The organism is Streptomyces sp. NPDC020681 (assembly GCF_044334895.1).
Lineage (GTDB): Bacteria > Actinomycetota > Actinomycetes > Streptomycetales > Streptomycetaceae > Streptomyces.
This window is the reverse complement of the sequence record NZ_JBIRTX010000005.1, coordinates 330,207-352,577: the sequence shown is the minus strand read 5'-3', so window position 1 is coordinate 352,577 and position 22,371 is coordinate 330,207. Positions and strand designations below refer to the sequence as shown.

Annotated in this window: 14 protein-coding genes and 1 pseudogene; 9 read left to right on the top strand and 6 right to left on the bottom strand. The window is 69.3% G+C overall.

What is annotated here, in order from left to right:
• Window positions 1-67 precede the first annotated feature (67 nt).
• Window positions 68-1,024, bottom strand: coding sequence for a LysR family transcriptional regulator (locus tag ACH4YL_RS14570; protein WP_398507645.1), 957 nt, complete (start codon window positions 1,022-1,024; stop codon window positions 68-70).
• Between the two features lie 114 nt (window positions 1,025-1,138).
• Between ACH4YL_RS14570 and ACH4YL_RS14565 the strand changes: the two genes are divergently transcribed.
• Genes ACH4YL_RS14565 through ACH4YL_RS14540 form a run of 6 tightly spaced genes read left to right on the top strand, consistent with a single transcriptional unit; the run spans window position 1,139 to window position 7,872 of the window.
• Entirely contained in the window at window positions 1,139-2,011 is an 873-nt protein-coding gene (locus tag ACH4YL_RS14565; RefSeq protein WP_398507644.1) for an FAD binding domain-containing protein, read from the top strand.
• Between the two features lies 1 nt (window position 2,012).
• A complete protein-coding gene (locus ACH4YL_RS14560) occupies window positions 2,013-2,534 on the top strand; it encodes a (2Fe-2S)-binding protein (RefSeq protein WP_398507643.1) in 522 nt (173 codons plus the stop codon).
• A complete protein-coding gene (locus tag ACH4YL_RS14555) occupies window positions 2,531-4,903 on the top strand; it encodes an aerobic carbon-monoxide dehydrogenase large subunit (protein WP_398507642.1) in 2,373 nt (790 codons plus the stop codon). The genes ACH4YL_RS14560 and ACH4YL_RS14555 overlap by 4 nt, the downstream gene beginning before the upstream one ends.
• Window positions 4,904-4,912: 9 nt before the next feature.
• Window positions 4,913-5,839, top strand: a complete 927-nt coding sequence (locus ACH4YL_RS14550; protein ID WP_398507641.1) for an XdhC family protein — start codon at window positions 4,913-4,915, stop codon at window positions 5,837-5,839.
• Window positions 5,832-6,740, top strand: coding sequence for an AAA family ATPase (locus tag ACH4YL_RS14545; protein ID WP_398507640.1), 909 nt, complete (start codon window positions 5,832-5,834; stop codon window positions 6,738-6,740). Before ACH4YL_RS14550 ends, ACH4YL_RS14545 begins: the two co-directional genes overlap by 8 nt.
• On the top strand, window positions 6,733-7,872 hold the full coding sequence (locus tag ACH4YL_RS14540) for a VWA domain-containing protein (RefSeq protein WP_398507639.1): 1,140 nt from the start codon (window positions 6,733-6,735) through the stop codon (window positions 7,870-7,872). The genes ACH4YL_RS14545 and ACH4YL_RS14540 overlap by 8 nt, the downstream gene beginning before the upstream one ends.
• 835 nt (window positions 7,873-8,707) lie before the next feature.
• On the opposite strand, the gene ACH4YL_RS14535 is transcribed toward ACH4YL_RS14540, so the two are convergent.
• Entirely contained in the window at window positions 8,708-11,323 is a 2,616-nt protein-coding gene (locus tag ACH4YL_RS14535; RefSeq protein WP_398507638.1) for a cation-translocating P-type ATPase, read from the bottom strand.
• Between the two features lie 157 nt (window positions 11,324-11,480).
• Entirely contained in the window at window positions 11,481-13,859 is a 2,379-nt protein-coding gene (locus ACH4YL_RS14530; protein ID WP_398507637.1) for a phosphoketolase, read from the bottom strand.
• Window positions 13,860-14,705: 846 nt separating this feature from the next.
• Between ACH4YL_RS14530 and ACH4YL_RS14525 the strand changes: the two genes are divergently transcribed.
• On the top strand, window positions 14,706-16,433 hold the full coding sequence (locus ACH4YL_RS14525; protein ID WP_398507636.1) for a GAF domain-containing protein: 1,728 nt from the start codon (window positions 14,706-14,708) through the stop codon (window positions 16,431-16,433).
• Between the two features lie 197 nt (window positions 16,434-16,630).
• Here the strand turns inward: ACH4YL_RS14525 and ACH4YL_RS14520 are convergent, their stop codons facing one another.
• From ACH4YL_RS14520 to ACH4YL_RS14510, 3 genes and pseudogenes are all read right to left on the bottom strand, one after another.
• A complete protein-coding gene (locus ACH4YL_RS14520) occupies window positions 16,631-17,326 on the bottom strand; it encodes a response regulator (protein WP_398507635.1) in 696 nt (231 codons plus the stop codon).
• A 150-nt stretch (window positions 17,327-17,476) separates the two neighbouring features.
• Entirely contained in the window at window positions 17,477-17,893 is a 417-nt protein-coding gene (locus ACH4YL_RS14515) for a universal stress protein (protein WP_398507877.1), read from the bottom strand.
• A gap of 87 nt (window positions 17,894-17,980) precedes the next feature.
• A pseudogene (locus ACH4YL_RS14510) lies at window positions 17,981-18,376 on the bottom strand (universal stress protein); the annotation flags it as partial.
• A 1,167-nt stretch (window positions 18,377-19,543) separates the two neighbouring features.
• Here ACH4YL_RS14510 and ACH4YL_RS14505 point away from each other — a divergent pair.
• Window positions 19,544-20,413, top strand: a complete 870-nt coding sequence (locus ACH4YL_RS14505; protein ID WP_398507634.1) for a universal stress protein — start codon at window positions 19,544-19,546, stop codon at window positions 20,411-20,413.
• 772 nt (window positions 20,414-21,185) lie between these two features.
• Complete coding sequence (locus tag ACH4YL_RS14500; protein ID WP_398507633.1) at window positions 21,186-22,064, top strand: universal stress protein; 879 nt, start codon at window positions 21,186-21,188, stop codon at window positions 22,062-22,064.
• Window positions 22,065-22,371 lie beyond the last annotated feature (307 nt).

The following is a 22,371-nucleotide window of genomic DNA, read 5'->3' as shown; positions in this document are numbered from 1 at the left end:
CCTGATCCGTTCTCGGGAGACCGGGGTCCGCCTGACGGTGTGCCCGTCGGGCGTTCCTGCCCCAATCTCAACCGCCCCAGAGCGTGACGTACACCGGGGGTCGGAACTGGGAAGGCGGGACGCCCGCGCCGGGTGCGCCCATGATCCGGGTCGCCCCGGGGGTGTGAAGGAAGTGCAGGAACGCGTCGGTGGCCGGGGAACGGTGCTCGGGCTGGAGGACGGTGGCGTGCCACGTGGCGTCCGACGGTGTGGCCGAAGTTTCCAGTATGGACAGCTCGTCACGCCGGATGCGGGGCGACACCAGATGGGCCACGGCCGGAGCCACACCCGCGCCCTCGGCGGCGGCAGCCCAGGTCGCGGTCTGGTTCGGGAACACCAACACGTGCCGTTCGGGCACGTCCAGCCGACGCAGCAGCCGCCCGGAGTCCGCCTCCGGATCGGTGCCGGATGAGTCGACCAGCCACGACCACAGCGGTGGCGGACCCGGAGGCCGCGGCGCCCTGGCGCCGGTCACCACGACCAGCTGGGTGCGGAACAGCGGCTCGCTGACCAGTTCGCCCCCGCGGACGGCACCGAGATCCGGCCCGAGCGCGACATTTGCCAGCCGGTTCTCCACCAGCACGCGCATCTCGCTGCCGACTGCCACCCCGAAGGAGGTCTCGGTCCGGCGCCCCGCACGGTCGGCGAAGGCCTCCATGAGCGACGGGAGTACGAACTCGGCCAGCGTGCTCGTGGCGACGACGCGCAGTTCGTCGGGCGCACCCCGCGCCACCCGTACCGCGGCCTCGGCATCCGCGCTCAGCGCGACCATTCGCGACGCGACCGGCAGGAGCCGCGCCCCCGCGGGCGTAAGGCGCATGCCACCGCCGCTGGTGCGCCGGATGAGCGGATCGCCGAAGTGGGTGCGCAGCGCGCTGACCGCCTGCGACACGGCGGACTCGCTCACGTTCAGGGTCCGCGCCGCAGCGGCCACCGAACCGAGCCGGGCAACCAGCACGAAGGTGCTGAGCTGTGTGACGGTCACTACCTGATTTTCCCGCATTTGCAGTGATAAGTGAATGCTTATTGAGCCCTTGTATGGCTGGTGCCGACGAGCGCAGCATCACGACAGGTCGGGGGTAGCGTCCCGGGAGGCCCGATGCAGGTTCCAGCCGCGTTCCAGTACGAGAAGGCCACCAGCCTCGATCACGCGATCGAGCTGCTCACTCAGTACGGCCCTGAGGCTCGGGTGGTGGCGGGCGGCCACAGCATGCTGCCGATGATGAAGATGCGGCTGGCCCAGCCCGAGGCGCTGATCGACATCAACAGCCTCGATGAGCTGGCGCTGATCCGGGTGGACGGGCACGAACTGGCCGTCGGAGCGATGGTCCGCCACGCGGAGCTGCTGGCCTCGCCGGTCGTCAGCGAGCACTTCCCCATCCTGCGGGACGCGGAACAGGTCATCGCCGATCCGCTCGTGCGCAACCGCGGCACCGTGGGCGGCTCGCTGTGCCAGGCCGATCCGTCGGAGGACCTGTCCGCGGCGTTCTCGGCGCTGCGCGCAACCCTTGTCGCCCAGGGTCCCGGAGGCAGACGCTCCATCGCGATCAGGGAGTTCTTCCTCGGCCCGTACGAGACCGCGCTGGACGATGCGGAGCTTCTGGTGGAGATCCGCGTACCCATCCGGTCGCATGCCAGCGCCTACCGCAAGGTCGAGCGCAGGGTCGGCGACTGGGCGGTCGTCGCCGCAGGAGCGGTGCTGGAGATCTCGGGCGGGGTGATCACCGAGGCCGGTATCGGGCTGACCGCGGTCGGCGCCCGACGGTTCGTGGCCGAGCAGGCCGAGGACTTCCTGCGCGGCGGGCGGCCGGACGACGAGGCCTTCGTCGAGGCGGGCCGGATCGCCTCGCAGGAATGCCGGCCGACAGCCGACCAGCGCGGCCCGGTCGACTACAAGCGGCATCTGGCCGGGGAGCTCACCACGCGGGCGCTGCGCGCCGCCGCCGCCCGCGCCCAGGGGCAGGAGGCGTGACATGCGGATCACCGTGACCGTGAACGGCGAGCAGCACACGCGGGACGTGGAGCCCAGGCTGCTGCTCGTGCACTTCCTGCGCGACGAACTCGGGCTCACCGGCACCCACTGGGGCTGTGACACCTCCAACTGCGGGGTGTGCGCCGTCTGGTTGGACGGGACGCCGGTCAAGTCCTGCACCGTGCTGGCGGTGATGGCCGACGGCCATGAGGTGCGGACCGTCGAGGACCTGGCGCACGGGGCCGAACTCGACCCGGTACAGCAGGGATTCGTCGCCTGCCACGGTCTGCAGTGCGGCTTCTGCACGCCGGGGATGATGATGACCGCCCGCTGGCTGCTGGACCACAATGCGGATCCGTCCGAGGAGGACATCCGCGAGGCCATCTCCGGACAGGTGTGCCGCTGCACCGGTTACGAGAACATCGTGCGCTCCATCCGCTGGGCCGCCGAGCACGGCGGCACTGCTCATACCGCCGACGCGGCCACCGAACCGGCGTCCGGCCGCGAGGAGGTGCGGACATGACGACCACCGAGGAACGGCCGGTCGGCTTCGGACGGATGCCCCGTAAGGAGGACGCGCGGTTCGTCCGCGGCCACGGAACCTATGTCGACGACGTCCAACTGCCCGGGATGCTGCACGGAGCCGTCCTGCGCAGCCCGCTCGCGCACGCCCGGATCGTGTCCGTCGACACCAGCGCCGCCGAGGCGCACCCGAAGGTCAACGCCGTGATCACCGGGGAGACTCTGGCCGGTCTCGGGCTTGCCTGGATGCCCACGCTCTCGTACGACACCCAGGCCGTGCTCGCCACCGACAAGGTCCGCTTCCAGGGCCAGGAGGTCGCCTTCGTCGTCGCCGAGGACCGATACGCGGCCCGTGACGCCCTCGAGCTGATCGACGTGGAGTACGAACCGCTCCCGCCGGTCATCGACGCCCGCAGGGCGCTCGACCAGGACGCACCGGTGATCCGCGACGACAAGGAAGAGCAGACCGACAACCACATCTTCGACTGGTCGGTGGGCGACAAGGAGCGCACCGAAGAGGTCTTCGCGGCCGCCGACGTCGTGGTGGAGCAGGACATGCTCTACCCACGGGTGCACCCGGCGCCGCTGGAGACCTGCGGCACCGTCGCGGACATGGACGCCATCACCGGAAAGCTGACGGTGTGGTCCACCACCCAGGCCCCGCACGCCCACCGCACGCTCTACGCGATGGTGGCCGGTATCCCGGAGCAGAAGATCCGGATCATCTCCCCCGACATCGGGGGCGGCTTCGGCAACAAGGTCGGCATCTACCCCGGTTACGTGTGCGCGGTCGTCGGCTCGATCGTCACCGGCAAGCCGGTCAAGTGGGTGGAGGACCGCTCGGAGAACCTGATGAGCACCTCCTTCGCCCGCGACTACCACATGCACGGCGAGATCGCGGCGACGAAGGACGGGAAGCTCCAGGGCCTGCGGGTCCGTGTGATCGCCGACCACGGTGCCTTCAACGCGACCGCGCAGCCGTCCAATTTCCCCGCCGGCTTCTTCGGCGTCTTCACCGGCTCGTACGACCTGGCCGCCGCCCACTGCACCGTGACCGGCGTCTTCACCAACAAGGCGCCCGGCGGTGTCGCCTACGCCTGCTCGTTCCGCGTCACCGAGGCCGTGTACCTGGTCGAGCGGATGGTCGACCTGCTCGCGGCCGAGCTCGACACGGACCCGGCAGAGCTGCGGATGCGCAACCTGCTGCGACCCGATCAGTTCCCGTACCAATCCCAGACCGGGTGGGAGTACGACTCCGGCGACTATCCGCGGGCCCTGCGGCTGGCGATGGACATGGCGCACTACGAGGACCTGCGCCGGGAGCAGGCCGAGAAGCGTGAGCGCGGCGAGCTGATGGGCATCGGAGTCAGCTTCTTCACCGAGGCCGTCGGCGCCGGCCCCCGAAAGCACATGGACATCCTCGGGCTGGGCATGGCCGACGGCGCCGAACTACGCGTCCACCCGACCGGCAAGGCCGTCCTGCGGATCTCCGTACAGACCCAGGGCCAGGGCCATGAGACGACCTTCGCGCAGATCGTCGCCGAGGAACTCGGCATCCCGCCCGACGACGTCGAGGTGGTGCACGGCGACACCGACCAGACACCGTTCGGGCTCGGCACCTACGGATCCCGCTCGACGCCCGTGTCCGGGGCGGCAACCGCGATGGTCGCCCGCAAGGTGCGCGAGCGCGCGAAGATCGTCGCCTCCGCGATGCTCGAAGTAAGCCCGGACGACCTGGAATGGGAGAAGGGCCGCTGGTTCGTCACCGGCGACCCCGACCAGGGAAAGACCATGTCCGAGATCGCCCTCGCGGCCCATTCCACCCTCGAACTGCCGGAGGGCGTCGAGGGCCAACTGGACGCGACCTGCGTCTACAACCCGCCGAACCTCACCTTCCCCTTCGGCGCCTACATCTGCGTGGCCGACGTGGACGCGGGCACCGGCCAGGTCAAGATCCGCCGGTTCATCGCCGTGGACGACTGCGGCAACAGGATCAACCCGATGATCGTCGAGGGGCAGGTGCACGGCGGGCTCGCCGACGGCGTCGGCATGGCGCTCATGCAGGTCATCGCCTTCGACGAGGACGGCAACTGCCTCGGCGGATCCTTCATGGACTACCTCCTGCCGACCTCGGTCGAGTGTCCGTCCTGGGAGCTCGGCGAGACCGTCACCCCCTCTCCCCACCACCCGATCGGCGCGAAGGGTGTCGGCGAGTCGGCCACCGTGGGCTCGCCCGCCGCGGTGGTCAACGCCGTGGTCGACGCACTGAAACCGCTCGGCGTACGCCACATCGACATGCCCCTGACCCCCGCCGCGGTCTGGCGGGCCACCCAGGGCCGGCCGCTGCGCTCCGACCTGGCGATCACCTGAGGCCACGTGATGACGAGCACCGAACTGCTGACCCGCGCGGACGCACTCCGGCACGGCCGGACCCCGTTCGTCCTGGCCACCGTCGTCCGCGCGGAACGGCCGACGAGTGCCAAGCCCGGGGACAGCGCGCTGGTGCTGCCCGACGGCACCGTCGAAGGCTTCGTGGGCGGGACATGCGCCGAGACAACGGTGCAACTGCAAGGTCTGCGGCTGCTGGAGACCGGCGAGTCGCTGCTGCTGCGGATCACGGCCGCCGCGGACGCCGGGGCCGAAGGCGCCCAGGCGACGGGCCAGGGCCTGGTGACGGTGGCCAATCCGTGCCTGTCCGGCGGGACGCTCGACATCTTCCTGGAGGCCAACCTCCCGCCGGCGCTGGTATACGTCTACGGGCACGCGCCCATCGCGCGAGCCCTGCTCGACATCGGTCGCGTGCTCGGCCTCGACACTCGGCCCGCCTCGCCCGGGGAGCCGTTGCCGCCCGATCTGGACGTCGTCGTCGTTGCCTCGCACGGCCGCGACGAGGAGCCCGTGCTGATCGAGGCCGTGCGCGCCGGGGTTCCGTACATCGGGCTGGTGGCCAGCCGGAAGCGCGGCGCGGCGGTACTTGCCGGGCTGGGCCTCACCGAGGAACAGCGCGCGCACGTCCGGACCCCGGCCGGCCTGGACATCGGCGCACGCACCCCGGCGGAGGTAGCACTGTCGGTGTACGCCGAGATCATCTCGCTGCGGCCCCCGCACGCCCGGGCCGTGCGGCCCGCACGCGCCGCAGTCGGAGCGCCCGCCGTCGTCGAGGCGGTCGATCCCGTGTGCGGCATGACCGTCGCGATCACCCCTGCCACCCTCTCGCTGGACCGGAACGGCGACACGGCGTACTTCTGTGGGCCGGTGTGCCGGCACGCCTTCGGCGACGACCCTTCCCGTTACGCGCATGCCTGACCTCGACGCCCTCGTACCGGATGCCCCCGCCCTGCGCTCGGGGCTGGACGCCGTCGGCTACCTGGCGGACGACGCCCTGGCCACGGCGCTGCTGCTCGCCGTACGCATGCGGCAGCCGATCCTGCTGGAGGGGGAGCCCGGCGTGGGCAAGACCGAGGCGGCCCGCGCCCTTGCCGCCGTCCTCGACACCCCGCTGATCCGGCTGCAGTGCTACGAGGGGCTCTCCTCGGCCGAGGCCCTGTACGAGTGGAACTATCCGCGGCAACTGCTGGCCATCCGGCTGGCCGAATCGCGCGGGGAGTCGCTGCGGGACACCGACCTGTTCGCCGAGGACTATCTGCTGCCACGGCCGCTGCTCGCAGCGATCTCTCACCCGGGACCGCGGCCGGCCGTGCTGCTCATCGACGAGGTGGACCGCGCCGACGACGAATTCGAGGCCTTCCTGCTGGAGTTGCTGGCCGATGCCGCGGTCACCATCCCCGAACTGGGGACCCGGCGGGCCACGGTGGCGCCGGTGGCGGTACTGACCTCCAACCGCACCCGGGATCTGCACGACGCGCTGAAACGCCGCTGCCTCTACCACTGGATCGAGTACCCGGACACCGCACGGGTTGCCGCGATCATCCGCAAACGGGTGCCGGAGTCGGCCGAGTGGCTGGCCGCGCGCGTGGCGCACGGGGTGGCGGTGCTGCGTGCCCGGCAGGAACTCACCAAGCCGCCCGGCATCGCCGAGGCGATCGACTGGGCAGGCGCGCTGCAGGCGCTGGGGCTCTCCGTTCTCGACGCCGACGCCGCGGACCGCACTCTCGGGGCGGTGCTCAAGTACGCCGAGGACCTGCAGGCCGTGCGCCGGGCCGGGCTGGCGGAGCTGGTCGATGCGGAGCGGGGCACCGATGCCTGACCTGCCGGAACTGGCCGCCTCGTTCAGCGCGGCCCTGCGCGACGCCGGGATCGCGGTGGGCCCCGACCGCACACGGTGCTTCGCCCGGGCCCTCACCCTGCTGGCGCCGTCGACGACGCGCGAGTTGCGGCACTGTGCGCTCACCACCCTGGTGTCCGACCGCGAGCAGATCGAGCCGTTCGACGCGGTCTTCCGCGAGGTCTTCGGCGGCCCGGCCGACCGCGGAGCAAGGCGCGGGCAGCCCGGCGACCCGCCCCGCTCGCTCCCGGGCACCGTCCCCGGCGCCGACAGGAAGGCAACCGCGGACGGAGACGGCCGGGAGGGCGACGCGCAGCCGCGGGAGGTGGCCCTACCCCTTGCCGCCAGTCCCCTCGACCATCTCGCCACCCGCGACTTCGCGGCCCTGTCCGCCGAGGAACTGGCGCGCCTGGCCGAGATGATGCGCACCGTCGCGCTTCGCACCCCGACGCGGCAGTCCCGTCGGCGCCGGCCCGCCCCCCACGGCGAGCGGGTCGACCTGCGCCGCACGCTGGCCCTCAGCCGGCGCACCGGCGGATATCCCCTGCGGCTGCGCCGCTTCGTACCGCGCAACCGTCCCCGCGATCTCGTCGTGCTCTGCGACATCTCCGGATCGATGGAGCCCTACGCCCGCGCAATGCTGCAACTGCTCTACTGCGCCTCGCGCGCAGCCCGGGCCGAAGTGTTCACCTTCGCCACCCGGGTCACCCGCCTCACGCCCGTCTTCCGGCGGGCCGGGCCGTACGACGCCCTGGCACGGGCCGGTCGGGCGGCCCCGGACTGGTCCGGTGGCACCCGGATAGCCGACTGCCTCGCGGAGTTCAACGAACGGTTCGGCCGACGCGGCATGGCGCACGGCGCCGTGGTTGTCATCGTCTCCGACGGCTGGGACACCGGCGCGCCCGTCGATCTCGCCACACACATGGCACGGCTGTCCCGCGTCGCATACCGCGTCGTTTGGGTCAACCCCCGTACTGCCAGCCCCCGTTACCGTCCACTCGTCGGTGGCATGGCCGCCGCGTTGCCCTACTGCGACGCCGTCGTCAGTGCCCACAGCTTCGCGGCCCTGGACGACTTCACCGCCGCCTTGTCCGCCCCCGGCCGCCGTCGGTGACCCGGTGCCCCTCCCGTGCCGATCCCATGACGTTTGCGAACTGGTGGTCCGGCGGCTCACCGTCCGCTCGCTCCTCACCCCGCCCATCGACCGCAGAGCCGAGCTGCGCTGCTACATGCGCTGTACGACGGCTGTCTCATGGAGGTTGGGCAGGCCACCGGGCCTCCTTGAGGGCATCCTGGCCGACCCACCCGCCGGAAGCTGACCCCGGCGCCGCGACGCAGGGGCCTCGGCCTGCTCGGGAGCTGGTGACTCCAGGCTCGCCGAGACCAGGGCGGCGCGCTCCCGGTCCGCCAAGTTCCATGCCGGGCGACTCAGTTGTCTGTCTTGGAAGAAGCCCAACTTCTTCGGCGAGTACGACACCAGCAGGTTCTTCGTCTCCTGGTGGTACATGCGTGACACCTCGCCTGACCAGTAGAAACAAACGAATCTGTCTCGAACGAGGGATGATAGCCCGGAATTGGCCCGGATCTTGGTCTGCTCGGAGGTCCCGGCTGACCGGTGCGTCGATGAGGCCTCGGCCGGGCAGGTCCAGCAAGCGCCGCTCGACCCCGGCGCTCTCAACGAGGATCGCGACGTTGTTGTGTGTTGCGCGGTGGAGTGCCCGGACGTGGAGTTCGTGTACCAGTGCGTGTCCTGTCGGTGATAGCCGTCCAGTCGTACGAGATCCCGTGGGCTCGGACCTTACGTACGGTCCGAGGCCACCGGGGTGTGACGACGGCTTCTATTGCGACGGAGCCACCCGGACGCCGCCAAGGAGAAGGGTGATGAAGCGGGCCACGTCGGTCCAGCGGTCGAAGTATTCGAGGCCCGGGACGTCCACCGGCGTTCTGTCTCACGGTGCGGCAGGTGTCTGGTCGGCAGTCCTCGCCAACCAGCTCTCGGTGCGCGCTGCGCCGAAGCTGATGAGGCCGGCAGCCGCGGCGAGTGCGATACCGGTCCACGATGGCGATGAGGTGTCCAACAGGTCTGCCAGGAAGGGTACGTAGAGTGCGGCAGCGCCCAGCCCCGCCGCAGTCAGCACAGCTGCGGGCAGAAACAGATTTTGGCGCGTGAACAGTCGCTCCCGCAGCCCCAGAGCGACGCCGAGCTGGGCGGCCAGCAGGGCGATGAACAGGACGGTCTGCCACGGGCCGCCGGAGTGCCGGACCCAGAGGCTGGCAGCGAGGCTGGCTGCCGTGACCAGGACCGACAGCCGCAGTACCCGCTGCCAGAGCCCGTCGCCGAGTACGTGCTGCTGCGGCGGGCGCGGCGCGCGTCGCATGGCGTGGGGTGAGATCGGTTCGGCGCCCATGGCGACCCCTGTCAGACCATGAGTGAGCAGGTTGATCCACAGAATCTGACCTGCTCGCAGAGGCAATGCGAGTCCGAGCATCGGGCCAATGAGCATAACGAGGATTTCCGCGGCACCGCCGGCCAGCGCATAGACCAGGAACCGGCGGATGTTGGCGTAGACACGGCGGCCCTCTTCCACGGCCGAGATCACCGAGGTCAGTTCATCGTCGGCGAGGACCAGATCGGCTGCTTGGCGGGCAACTTCGGTTCCCCGACGGCCCATCGCCACGCCGATGTCGGCCTGCCGCAGGGCGGGGCCGTCGTTGACGCCGTCGCCGGTCATCGCGGTGACCTCTCCGCGAGCGCGCCATGCTTGGACGATGTCCAGTTTCTGTTGAGGCGTGGTACGAGCGAAAACCCTGACCTGGGTGGGGTCCGGGATCTGTCCGGCGGCCAGCTCTTTGCCGGTGGCCACGCGGCTCGGCATGGTGGCGTCGGCTCCCGTGAGGATACCGACCCTTTCCGCGATCGCACGGGCAGTCGCTGGGTGGTCTCCAGTGATGAGAACCGGAGTGATCCCGGCACGGCGGCAGGCTTGCACGGTCGCCGTGGCTGCTTCTTTGGGCGGGTCGCTGATGGCTGTCAGTCCCAGCAGTCGCAAGCCGCTTTCCGACTCCTCGATCGGGACAGGAATCCGGGCGGACGAACCTGACGCTATGGCCAGGACGCGGTAGCCCTCGGCGGACAGGGCGGCGGCCTCCTTACGCGCATGCTCCAGTGACGCGGGACTCTCGTTCAGAAGCGCGGCGTCCAGCACCATTTCAGGTGCGCCCTTGAGGTAGATCTCGATCGTTCCCGAGGGCGTGAGGTGGATGGTGGTCATACGTTTGCGGAGGCTGTCGAACGGCACCTCGTCGACGCGGGGATGAGTTCGCACCAACTCGTCGGGTGTGCAGCCCACTTTGGCGGCGGCGGTCAGCAGGGCGGCCTCGGTTGGATCACCGAGCGGGGTCCATTGCGCGTCTGCTTCCCCGGGCGGAATCAGCGACGCGTCGTTGCACAACGCCGCTGCGATGAGCACTTCTCGTACGGCATCCCTGGTGGCGGGTTCTGGATGTCGGCCGGTCGTGAGAATTTCACCAACGGGTTCGTACCCCGCGCCCGTCAGGGTCACCGTGCCATGGGCGGCGGTCCACACTCGTTCGACGACCATGCGGCCTTCGGTGAGGGTGCCCGTCTTGTCCGTAGCCAGTACGGTGACCGATCCGAGGGTCTCCACTGCGGACAGGCGGCGAACCACGGCGTTGCGGGCGGCCATCCGCCGCGCGCCCAGCGCCAGGCCGAGCGTGACGACAGCCGGCAGTGACTCCGGGACGGCAGCCACGACGAGGCTGATGGCCGTTACCGCCATCGTCTCCAAGGACTGGCCGCGCGCCAGTCCCAGGACGAGCACGAGGAGGCACAGCGCTACAGCGACCAGGGCCAGCACCCGGCCGAGTCCGGCCAGGCGCTTTTGGAGCGGGGTCTGTTGCTGTCGGGGGTGCAGCGAGGCGGCGATCATGCCGAGGGCGCTGCGCGGCCCGGTGGCGGTGACGGTGGCGACTGCGCGGCCACGCAGTACGACTGTTCCCGCCTGTAGTTGTCCCGTGTGCGGATCCGTTCCGTGGACGTCCTTGTCGACCGGTACGGATTCGCCGGTCAGCGCCGACTCGTCGATCAGAAGGGCAGCGGCCTGCGTGAGCGCGGCGTCAGCGGGGACGATGTCGCCCTCAACGAGTACCAGCACGTCGCCCGGGACGACGGCTGACGAGGTCACCTCCTGTTCCGTCCCGCCGCGCAGTACTCGTGCGGCAGGCGCGGTCATGGCGGAGAGGGCAGCGACCGCATTGTCGGCGCGCACCTCCTGCACCACCCCGACGGTGGTGTTGAAGAGCACGACCACACAGATGACGACTGCGTCGGCGTAGTCCCCGGTCACCACGGTCAGTGCCACGGCGGCCAGCAGCACGATGATCAGCGGGTCACGAAGCTGAGCGAAGATTCGGGACCGAAGCGATATCCTGCGCTGTTCGCTGAGCTCGTTGGGACCGCACTCCGCCAGCAGCTGGGATGCCTGCTCCTGACTGAGACCTGTCGCCCGGGCGGCCCCTGAAAGGGGTGCGGACGTAAGGGGCATGGTGACTCCGGTTGCTTCAAGGTGCTCATGGTCTTACGGGCCTGGCTCAGTGGGCGCTGGGTGCGTTGGCCGCGTCAGTTGGAGCTTTGACCGCGTCAGTTGGAGCTGGGGTGCATCAGCGTCCTGTCTCCGACATCACGGACCAACGCCGGGGCGCTCAGCTGTTCCAGTTCCATTCGCTGACTTCGGGCAGGTCGGTGCCGTGCTCACGAATCCAGGCGTGGTGGCGCAGACGGACGTCCGCCATCTCCTGTCGGACTGTGGCGGCGCGTACCGCCAGCCCGGGGACGCGGTCGATGACATCCATGACGAGCCGGTACCGGTCGAGGTCGTTGCGCACGACCATGTCGAAGGGCGTGGTGGTGGTGCCTTCCTCCTTGTAGCCGCGCACATGCAGGTTGGCGTGCCCGGCGCGCCGGTAGGCCAGGCGGTGGATCAGCCACGGGTATCCGTGGTACGCGAAGATGACGGGCTTGTCGGAGGTGAACAGCGCGTCGAACTCCGCGTCCGGCATGCCGTGCGGGTGCTCCCCCTTGGGGAGCAGCCGAGCCAGGTCCACGACGTTGACGACGCGTACGGCCAGGTGGGGCAGGTGCCGGCGGAGCAACTGAGCGGCGGCCAGGATTTCCAGAGTGGGGACGTCGCCCGCGCAGCCGAGGACGACATCGGGCTCCCCGCTCTCATTCTCTGCGCCTGCCCAGTCCCAGATTCCGGCACCGCGGGCACAGTGTCCGCGGGCCTGCTCGAGGGTCAGCCAGTCGAAGCAGGGCTGCTTTCCGGCGACGACGACATTGACGTAGTCGCGGGAGCGCAGCACATGATCGGCCACCGACAGCAGGGTGTTGGCGTCCGGTGGCAGGTAGACCCGCACGACCTCGGGTGACTTGTTGAGGACGTGGTCGATGAAGCCGGGGTCCTGGTGGGAGAAGCCGTTGCTGTCCTGCCGCCATACGTGCGAGGTGAGCAGGTAGTTCAGTGAGGCGATGGGGCGGCGCCAGGGCAGGCGCCGTGAGGTGCGCAGCCACTTGATGTGCTGGTTGACCATGGAGTCGACGATGTGGACGAACGCCTCGTAGCAGGAGAACAGCCCGTGGCGGCCGGTGAGGAGATAGCCCTCAAGCCAGCCCTGGCAGGTGTGTTCGGAGAGGATCTCCATCACCCGGCCGTGGCGGTCCAGGTGTTCGTCGACCTCCAGGGTCCGCGCCTGCCATGCCTTGCCCGTCGCTCCGTACACGGCCTGCAGACGATTCGAGGCCGTCTCGTCCGGCCCCATCAGACGGAAGTCCCGACGCTCGGCGGTGTTCTCCATGACCCCCTCCAACAGGTCGCCCAGGACCCGGGTGGGCTCGTGCAGGGTCGTACCGGGCTTGTCGACCGGAACGGCGTACCGTTCCAGCGGCGGGATCGGCAGGTCCTGTACGAGCAGGCCGCCGTTGGCGTGCACGCTGGCCCCGAGACGGCGAGGGCCGGCGGGCACACACTCCAGCACCCGCTCGCGCGGGCGGCCGCGATCGTCGAAGAGTTCCGCCGGCCGGTAGGAGTGCAGCCACTCCTCCAACTGCCTGAGGTGGTCCGGGTTTTCGCGTACGGAGGACAGTGGCACCTGATGCGCGCGCCATGTGCCTTCCACCTGTACGCCGTCGACCTCGGTCGGCCCGGTCCATCCCTTGGGCGTGCGCAGCAGGATCATCGGCCAGCGCATGCGTTGGGTGACGCCCTCTTCGCGGGCGCCGTGCTGGATGGCGCTGATGCGATCGAGTGCGGTGTCCATGGCGCATGCCATGGCGCTGTGCACCTGAAGTGCGTCATTGCCTTCGACATGCAGCGGGTCATGGCCCAGGCCCCGGAGAAAGTCGTCGAGTTCGTCCCTGGGCAGGCGCGCGAGCACGGTCGGGTTGGCGATCTTGTACCCGTTCAAGTGCAGGATCGGCAGGACCGCTCCGTCGTGGACCGGGTCGAGGAACTTGTTGGAGTGCCAGGACGCAGCCAGCGGCCCGGTCTCCGCCTCCCCGTCGCCTATGACGCAGGCGACCAGCAGGCCGGGATTGTCCAGTGCGGCGCCGTAGGCATGGGAGAGCGAATACCCCAGCTCACCCCCCTCGTGGATCGATCCCGGAGTCTCCGGGGCTACATGGCTGGGCACGCCCCCCGGAAAGGAGAACTGGCGGAACAGGCGCGCCATACCCTCCGCGTCCCGGCTCACGTCCGGGTACGTCTCGGAATACGTGCCCTCCAGCCATGAGTTGGCCAGGATGGCCGGTCCTCCATGGCCGGGGCCCCAGACGCAGATGGTGTCCTTCCCATGGTCCCGGGCCACCCGGTTGAGGTGGGTGTAGACGAGATTCAGACCGGGCGAGGTGCCCCAGTGGCCCAGCAGCCGAGGCTTGATGTGCTCCGGCTTCAATGGCTCACGGAGCAGAGGATTGGCCATCAGGTAGATCTGGCCAACGGCCAGGTAGTTCGCGGCCCTCCAATGCGCGTCCAACGCCGCCAGCTCTGCTTCATCGAGGTAGTTGGCTGATCCCGGTTCGGGCATTTCGTGCTCCTCTGTAGGTGCCGAGAGGAGATTTCGGCACGGTCGGTCGGTACGGGCAGGCGGCCGTTGGGCCCGATGTGCTCGGCTCATCTCCCAACGGGGCGGGGTCGGTGGTCAGGGCGGAGAGCAGTGCTGAACCGGGCAGCACGACGACGCAGGAGACGGCTGTGGCCTACCGCGCCCCGCGGCTCGGCAATTGGTGTCGGCCGCCAGCGGTAGAAGATCCGCTTACCTACCTCGATCAGGGCGAGGTAGCAGATCACCATGGCGACAGGCGCGACGAAGAAGCCAAGCGGAAGCGGTTGGAACCCGAGCCTGGCGGCCAGCGGTGTAGCGGGCAGCCTGTGTGGAGCGGGCAATGCCCGCACGGACCGGTGTGGAGAACTCGGTGACAAGGCGCGCACCGGGCCGCTTGCCGCCCGTACAGCGTCACGATCATGGACACGAACTCCTGCCCTATGGTGTTGATCCTCGGCAGTCGCCATGCGCCATCACTTCAGTGGGTGAGGGCTCATGGGCGTGGTGCTCGCCATCTCAGCCTGTGCCGTATTCGGGTTCAGGGGCGAGGGCCGAACGGCCTCTCCAAGGGGCCCGCCGGCCCTGTCAGAGCGACTCGATGGCCTCTTCGCCGGCATCCCCGGCAGCATCATCCAGATCGTGGTGGGCGTCATCGAGCGTCGCAGGGCTGATGGGTTCGTGCCCCGCAGCATGCTGAACGGCTTCGTGAACGCGGGGTTCTTTGGCGGCATGGATTCGTCTTGGTACGCGTGGATGCGTGCAGACCGATCCGTCCGGGGCAGGCTGGAGGAGCCAAAGGCAATGTGCCGGCGGCCTTAGGGAGCCGAAGTGGGCGAGGACACGGATGCCGAGAGGGATACCGGGGCGGCAGCATCGCAGCTGCGGCTGGACGAGCTGCCGAACGACCCGCAGTCGCAGGCAGTCCTTGCGCGCTCGCCCCGGGATCGCGTAGATCCGCTGCTGGAGGCGGTTCTGGCCGTCGGCAGCGACCTGGACCTTGGTGTTGTACTGCAGCAGATAGTGCAGTCCGCAGCCGACCTGGTTGATGCTCGGTACGGGGCCCTGGGCGTGATTGGTGAGGAAAATGGGCTCAGCCAGTTCATCACGGTCGGCATGGACGACGAGACCATCGAGCAGATCGGGCCCTATCCGCAGGGCCGGGGCATCCTGGGGCTCCTGATCCGTGAACCGCACTCGCTGCGGCTGGTCGACCTGGGCGAGCAGCCCGATGCATCCGGCTTCCCGGCCGGCCATCCACCGATGCGGACCTTCCTCGGTGCCCCCGTCCGGGTGCGTGAGAAGGTGTTCGGCAACCTGTACCTGACCGAGAAGCGGGGCGGGGCCGAGTTCGGTGCCGATGACGAAGCGGTGCTGGTCACCCTGGCCGTGGCAGCCGGGGTGGCAATCGACAATGCTCGGTTGTACGACGCCGTCCAGCGTCGGGAGCGCTGGCTGATGGCCAGCGGCGAACTGACCCGTGCCCTGCTGTCCGGCGTTGAACCCGCCGAGGTACTGAGGAACTTCACCGCAACCGTCCTCGAGATGGCCGACGCCGACTTGGTCACCCTCGCCGTGCCTGTTCCCCGCACCGGCAATCTGGTGATCGAGGCCGCCGCCGGAACGGATGCAGATCGTGCCCTTGGACTGGTGTTGTCGCACACCACTTTGGCCGGGAAGGTCTACAGCTCAGGCGAGACGATCACCACCCAGGACTGGAACGCCGACCCCCGCGCCGAACGGGACACCGCTTCCACGACCCTGGGACCGGTCTTCCTGGTCCCCCTCGGTACGCCCGAACATGTGCGCGGTGTCCTGCAAGTTGCCCGCCTTAGCGGCCGTCCCGCGTTCGCCGACGCGGCCGTGGCTATGATCGCCGGATTCGCCAACCATGCCGCTCTTGCCCTGGAGATCGCCGGACACCGGCACGATGCCGAACGCCTCCTGGTTCTGACCGACCGTGACCGCATCGCCCGCGATCTGCACGACCTGGCGATTCAGCGCCTGTTCGCCAGCGGTCTGAGCCTGCAGTCCACCCTCGCCCAGGTCGCCGACCGGCCGCGGGTCGCCGAGCGTATTGCACGAGTCGTGGATGACCTCGACGACACCATCAAGGTCATCCGTTCCACCATTTACGGATTGCAACAGCGCGGTCGCCCCGAAGACACCGGGCTGCGCTCCCGTCTGGTGGCCGAATCGAACCGGGCATCCGAGGCGTTGGGCTTCGCACCTGCGCTGCGTATGACCGGGTTGCTGGACACCCTGGTCCCACTAGCCATGGCAGACCACCTTCTTGCAGTGCTCCGCGAAGCCCTAGCAAACGCCGCCCGGCACGCCGACGCCACCGAGGTGGAGGTCACCGCCCAGGTAACCTCGGCGCACCTTACGCTGCGGGTGACCGACAACGGCCGGGGTACTGCCCCCGCGCGCGCCCACCGCAGCGGCCTGGCCAACCTCCACACCCGCGCCGAGGAACTCGGAGGAGCTCTGGTCCTTGCGCCCAATCAGCCCACTGGCAGTGTCGTGGACTGGAGCGTTCCCCTTTCGGCCGACGAGTGACCCCGCCCCGGACAGCGCGGCGCGAAGTAGTGCACGGTACCCCGTGAGCGCTCAGCCTCCGCCCGTCGTAGGCCGGGCTCGGCGCCCGATGGACCGTCGACACCTCCCCGCACGGCGGCACGCGCCTGACGTGGCAGGTACCGGGCGTCCCTGGGTGAAGGCTCTCTCTCCCGGACTGACGAGTGCCTTCCTCCGCTTCAGCGGTCCCGCCGAACGGGGGCCTGCGGTGCGGCCTGCGTGACCATGACCGCAGCCTGGATGCGCCGCTCGACGCCCAGCTTGGCGAGCAGGCGGGAGACGTTGTTCTTGACCGTCTTCTCCGCGAGGTAAAGCCGTTTGCCGATCTGGGAGTTGGTCAGTCCCTCTCCGATGAGATCGAGGATCTCCCGTTCGCGGGCGGAGAGCTCGGACAGTGCGCCTGCTTCGGTGTTCTGCGGAGAGTCGCCGCGGAGGCTACTCATCAGACGGGTCGTGGTCGCTGGGTCGAGCATCGACTGGCCGGAGGAGACGGTGCGGACCGCGGCAACAAGCGCAGACCCTTTGATCTCCTTCAGCACATAGCCTGCGGCCCCCGCCATGATCGCGTCGAGGAGTGCGTCGTCGTCGTCGAAAGAGGTCAGCATCAGACATGCCAGGTCCGGCATCCTCGACCGCAGTTCTCGGCAGACCGTGATCCCGTCGCCGTCCGGCAGCCGCACATCCAGCACGGCGACGTCAGGACGCAGAGCCGGCCCTCTGGCAAGAGCCTGTTCTGTTGTCCCCGCCTCACCGACGACTTCGATATCGGGCTCCGCGTCGAGCAGGTCGCTCACCCCGCGCCGCACGACCTCGTGGTCGTCGAGCAGGAATACGCGAATCGGCTTCCGCGGTGAAGTTTCCAGGTCCTCGGTCATTGCTTGTCCTCCACACTGTCACGAGCACCTTGCCCTGTGGTTCCATCCTTAGTCCGTCGCCATGGGGCCGCGCCAGGGCCGGGTGGGCCCCGCGTATCTCGCCACGGGAGCCCCCACCCGACGGGCGGTCACCTGAACCGGGGCTTGGTCTCAGGCGTGGGGCACGACGGCCACTGGGCAGGCTGCGTGATGAATCACGCCGTGAGCCACAGACCCCAGATGCATTCCGAGGGGGGATGTTCGCTCGCGTCGGCCGATGACCAGCATCGGCGCATCGGCAGCCGCTTCGACCAGGTGGGCGACGGCCTGCCCCGAAACGCTGCTGGCACGGACGGCAAGGTCAGGGCTCTTTTCGCGCCACGGCTCCAGGACCGTGCTCAGCGCGTACTCACGTTCCCTGACCAGCCCGGAATCGGCGATGAGCGTGCCCTCACCGGCGGCGATCGCGTACGACGACGGCAAGGTGTAGCCGTGTACGACGTGCAGGCCCACGCCGCGTACGAGGGCCGCTTCAAAGGCGAATTCGATCACCTCGTCGCAGGAATGGGTGAGGTCGATGCCGGCCACAACGTCGGAGCTGTGGGGAGCGCCGGTCGGCCGGAGTACGTCGGGAGATGAGTGTGCCCCGGTATGCCTCTCGGATCGTACGAGTACGACCGGCCGCGGAGCATGGGCGACCACTCTGAGTGCTACGGAGCCGGTCACGAATCCGGCCATTCCGCTCAGGCCGCGGGAGCCGAGGACGAGTACCTCGGCGTTCTCGGCCGCTGCCAGGAGCGCGGCGACGGGCGAGTCCGATATCTGCTCGTGGGTCGGCCGAAGCCCAGGGTGGCTGCTACGGAGCTGTTCCACGGCCGTACGCAGGATACGACCGGCCCAATGACGCTGAGTCTCACTGGTCGGGACGGAAGCCGAGGGGGCGGGGGACCATTCCCAGGCGTGCACGAGATGGAGCGGAACGCTGCGGAGCACGGACTCTGTGGCTGCCCAGCGCGCGGCAGCCAGGCTCTCGGGAGAGCCGTCGATCCCGACAATCACGGCACGAGCCATGAGTAGTACCTCCTGCTTGGTCTGTTGTGTTCCTGGCAGCAGCTTCACCCGCGCCGAGCAAATGGGGCAGGGGCGCCAGGCTCCCTCTGCGGTCCGAAAGGCTTCTCCCGAGGGGCACGCTCGCGACCGAAGGTGGAATCGGGTGGAGGCCCTGCTCTCCGGCCGACGGAAGGCGGACAGTCATGGCGCGCAGTGTGGTTGTTGGAGTTGACGGATCGTCATGCAGCGCTGGCGCCGCACCAGGCCTGCCACAGGGCTCGCGAGCCCTCGGGCCGGGACACCCACATCAAGGTCCGCGGTGTGCGGCGAGAGCGTCCGCAGCACGTGGAAGAGATGGAGCCGCAGAATGCGCCCATCTGAAGGCCTTGTCGAAGAACGCCCAGAGGAACACGAAACCGATCAGAACGCGGGCGGCGGCAGCGCGGGCAAGGGCGCCGGTCACGGACCGGGGCTGCGCGCCGTCGCCGGTTCGGGTCGTCCCGGTTCGATGCCATGACGGAATACGGATACCGGTGTGCCGATGCGGAGGAAGGCGAACGACCATGCCTGTCAGTACCTTTCACGAGTGAGCGCGATGAGCGGTGTGCGTGCTCAATCTCCCGCTGGGGCCGGTGAGTACGCTGCGGCCGAACGGCCGAACGGCACTGTGGCGGCAGACCTGTTGGGGCGATCCGGCTCAGCCGTTGCGGTCCCGGCTGTCAGCTTCGGGCAGGACGGCTGAGATGCGTCGCGAAATCTGTATGGGGCGGCGGGCGCGGGGGCCAGTCACGGCCGGTTTGGGCGGACTTGCGCGATCACTTGCATGCGACCGCGACTCGGGAGAAGCGGCCGACCGGGCGAGGCGGGGATTTCCGTGACCGTGAGCGGATCCGCTCCTGGGCGCAGGCCATCGCCCGTGAGCTGGTGGCGCTCCCCCCACGTGCGGCCGACGTTCGCCCGACGAGGGGAGACGCCGGTCGTAGCCCCGACTGCGTAGGGGCCCGAGCGCGGTGCAGGGATCGTTCCCGGCTCGGCGGTGGTCGGTACAGCGTGGAACAGGGCCGAGAGGACCCGGGCCAGGGACGATCGGCCCAGGCACCGCCGGTCCCTCCTCTGTAATCGTCTACCTCACGAAGTCAGCAAGTCCGTTGCGAATACTGACCGCGGCGGCACCACCGGGAGGCGACCATGCCTGGCACCATCACCGTTGGACTGGACGGAACAGACCACGCCCTCGCCGCCGCGGACTGGGCGGCGCACGAGGCGGCGCGCCGGGGGATGGACCTGCGCCTGGTGCACGCCTGGGTGTGGCGCGGCACCGACACGGTGTACATCGGGGACCGTGCTATGGAGGAGCGGTGGGTGCGCAACGTGCTGAACGAGGCGGAAGCCCGCGTGGCCAAGGTGTACCCGGACCTGAACGTCACTACCGAGCTGCTGGTCGATGACCCCGTACCGACGCTCGTCGCCGAAGCCGCGCGGGCCGAGATGCTGGTGCTGGGCTCTCGCGGCTACGGCACGCTGACCGGCTATCTGGTCGGTTCTGTGTCTCTGCAGGTGCTGCGCCAGGCGACCGGGCCGGTCGTCATGGTGCGCGGGCCGAGGCAGACCACAGTGCAACAGCGCTTCGACGAGGTCGTCGTCGGCGTACAGGAAGCAGAGGAAGCCGGCGGACCAGTCCTCGAGTTCGCCTTCGCGGCCGCCGCCGAACGCGGAGCGACGCTTCGAGCTGTACGCGCCTGGAGCATCCCGTCGGTCCTGTCCTGGAGTCCGGGATCGATGTGGCTGGCCGATCAGGCGGGTGGCTTGGAGCCGCTGCATAAGGAGATCCTGGCCGACGCCCTGGGGCCCTGGCGCCAGAAGTACCCCGATGTGGATGTCATCGAGCATGTCGAGATCGGCGCAGCCTCGGAGGTTCTGCTGTCCAACAGCGACCGCGCGAGCCTCGTGGTCGTCGGACGCCGCACCCACGACACGGGCCTGCGCCGTCTTGGCTCAGTTACCCATGCTGTTCTCCACCACGCGCCCGGTGCGGTCGCGGTCGTACCGCACCCCTGACACCGCGCGCATGGGAACGCGCCCTGCTACACCGCAACCGCCCTGGACGGGTCCGTCCAGGGCCGTTCGGTTTGGGCCGCGGCCGGCCAGTCGTGGGCCACCACGGCGACGGGCGACGTGGCGTGTTCGATGACGGCATGGGCGACATGGCCGATGTGCGGGCCCCAGCGGACCGCCCCGGATGCGACCGGCCGACCACCACCAGATCGGCGCCCTCGGCGGCCGCCGACAGCTGCCGCGTAGCAGAACCCGGGACCGGCTTCTCGACCACGTCCACCGTGTGGAACTTGTGCCACGGCAGCAGCATGTCGCCGTGCGCCTGAGCCACCTGGGCACTGATGTCGTCCTGCAGTCCGGCATCGAACACGGGCAGGTAAGTGAAGGCCGAGGCGGAGATGCGTCACGAGCGAGACGTGAACTCTTCCTGCGACACGTCCGCATGCTCACCTTTGGCTCGCTGAGGCCGGGGAAAGATCCGACGATATGGCGGCCCGTCGGTTCGCCGGGCCCGCTCCCGGGGTGTCCGGCTGTCGTGATCTGTCGGCTGGTGGGGGAATGGCGGTCCCACCAAGTCACGTCCGGGGGGCTGGGCGCGGCCGCGACATCTGGGGTGCGCCTCAAGCCGGGACCAGTGGTCCCCCGGCGGGCACCTGATGGCTCTCGCGTGTGGCGGGTGGTGCGGCGAGGCTGATGGGGCCGGTATGCCGGCGCTGTCACAGTGAAGGAGAGAGCCAAGATGCCTACGGCCCCCGCCCCCCATGCCCACGGGCGTATGCCCGTAGTCGCCGGAGTCAGCCAATCCGACGCAAGCAGAACCGGCCTTGCCTGGGCCTCGGACGAAGCCGCGCTGCGGCAACTGCCGCTGCGGCTGGTACACGCGCTGGAATGGCCGCCGGGAGCAGACCCCGACCCCCACGTCCCCCACCCGGAGCGCACCTGGAGCGCCCACTTCCGGTCCGGCGGAGAGGCGGTGCTGCGTGAGGCTGTGGAGTTCGTCCACGCACGCCATCCGGGCTTGGAGGTCGAGGCGCGTTCCGCTGACGGTCCGCGAGCCCGGGTGCTGGTGGAACAGGGTGCGGATGCCGCTCTGCTGGTGGTGGGTGCGAAGCGGCTGAACGTGGCGGAGCAGCTGTTCACCGTCTCCCCCCTTGGGGTCACCCTCACCGCCCATGCCGGGTGCCCGGTAGTGGTGGCCCGCGAACCCGAGCACGCCGTCGGCGAGCCGCCCCTGGTCGTCGTGGGGGTCGACGGGTCCGCCAATTCCCGCGATGCCATGGCGTTCGCCTTCGAAGAGGCCGCGGTGTCCGGGGCTCGACTGCGGGCGGTCATGGTGCGCTACCTGCATCGCGAGCGGGCAGTAGGCGGCGAGCGGGCCGATGTCGAGAATCGCTCCAGAATCGAGCTGTCGGAAGCGACAGCGGGCTGGCGGGAGAAGTACCCGGAGGTTGAGGTTGACTATCGGGTGAGGTATGGCCACCCGGCGCGGGCCTTGGCCCACACGGCCGCAAATGCGCGGTGCCTGGTGGTCGGGTCCCGCGGGCTCGGCGGCTTTCGCGGCATGCTGCTCGGCTCGGTGAGCCACGTGCTCCTCCATCAGGCGACCTGCCCTCTGATCGTGGTACCGCCGCGGGAAGGCATAGCCGCATACTGAACGTCCTACAGCGACTGGGGGCACCTCCCGGAGACCGGGTGAGGCATGCTCAACCTGACGGGGCGGGGTCGTAACCTCCGGCAAGGAGTGGACCGACGACGGTGAGGTCTATGAAGTGCACTCCCCAAAACGACGCGCTTCCAAGGCCACGCGGCCCGTGCCGATCCCGCCCTCCTTCGTGAGCACGCTGAGATCACACATCGACCGGTTCGGCGTGGCGCCGAACGGCCGGCTGCCACGAGGCCTTACGACCTTCGGCACGCCGGGATCTCCTTCTGGCTGCACTCTGACGTGGACCCCGGCCGAA

Bases quoted from the DNA above. Each gene is read 5' to 3' on its own strand.
- ACH4YL_RS14565 (WP_398507644.1), top strand. From the start codon at position 1,139: ATGCAGGTTCCAGCCGCGTTCCAGTACGAGAAGGCCACCAGCCTCGAT.
- ACH4YL_RS14560 (WP_398507643.1), top strand. From the start codon at position 2,013: ATGCGGATCACCGTGACCGTGAACGGCGAGCAGCACACGCGGGACGTG.
- ACH4YL_RS14555 (WP_398507642.1), top strand. From the start codon at position 2,531: ATGACGACCACCGAGGAACGGCCGGTCGGCTTCGGACGGATGCCCCGT.
- ACH4YL_RS14550 (WP_398507641.1), top strand. From the start codon at position 4,913: ATGACGAGCACCGAACTGCTGACCCGCGCGGACGCACTCCGGCACGGC.
- ACH4YL_RS14545 (WP_398507640.1), top strand. From the start codon at position 5,832: ATGCCTGACCTCGACGCCCTCGTACCGGATGCCCCCGCCCTGCGCTCG.
- ACH4YL_RS14540 (WP_398507639.1), top strand. From the start codon at position 6,733: ATGCCTGACCTGCCGGAACTGGCCGCCTCGTTCAGCGCGGCCCTGCGC.
- ACH4YL_RS14535 (WP_398507638.1), bottom strand. From the start codon at position 11,323: ATGCCCCTTACGTCCGCACCCCTTTCAGGGGCCGCCCGGGCGACAGGT.
- ACH4YL_RS14530 (WP_398507637.1), bottom strand. From the start codon at position 13,859: ATGCCCGAACCGGGATCAGCCAACTACCTCGATGAAGCAGAGCTGGCG.
- ACH4YL_RS14520 (WP_398507635.1), bottom strand. From the start codon at position 17,326: ATGACCGAGGACCTGGAAACTTCACCGCGGAAGCCGATTCGCGTATTC.
- ACH4YL_RS14505 (WP_398507634.1), top strand. From the start codon at position 19,544: ATGCCTGGCACCATCACCGTTGGACTGGACGGAACAGACCACGCCCTC.
- ACH4YL_RS14500 (WP_398507633.1), top strand. From the start codon at position 21,186: ATGCCCGTAGTCGCCGGAGTCAGCCAATCCGACGCAAGCAGAACCGGC.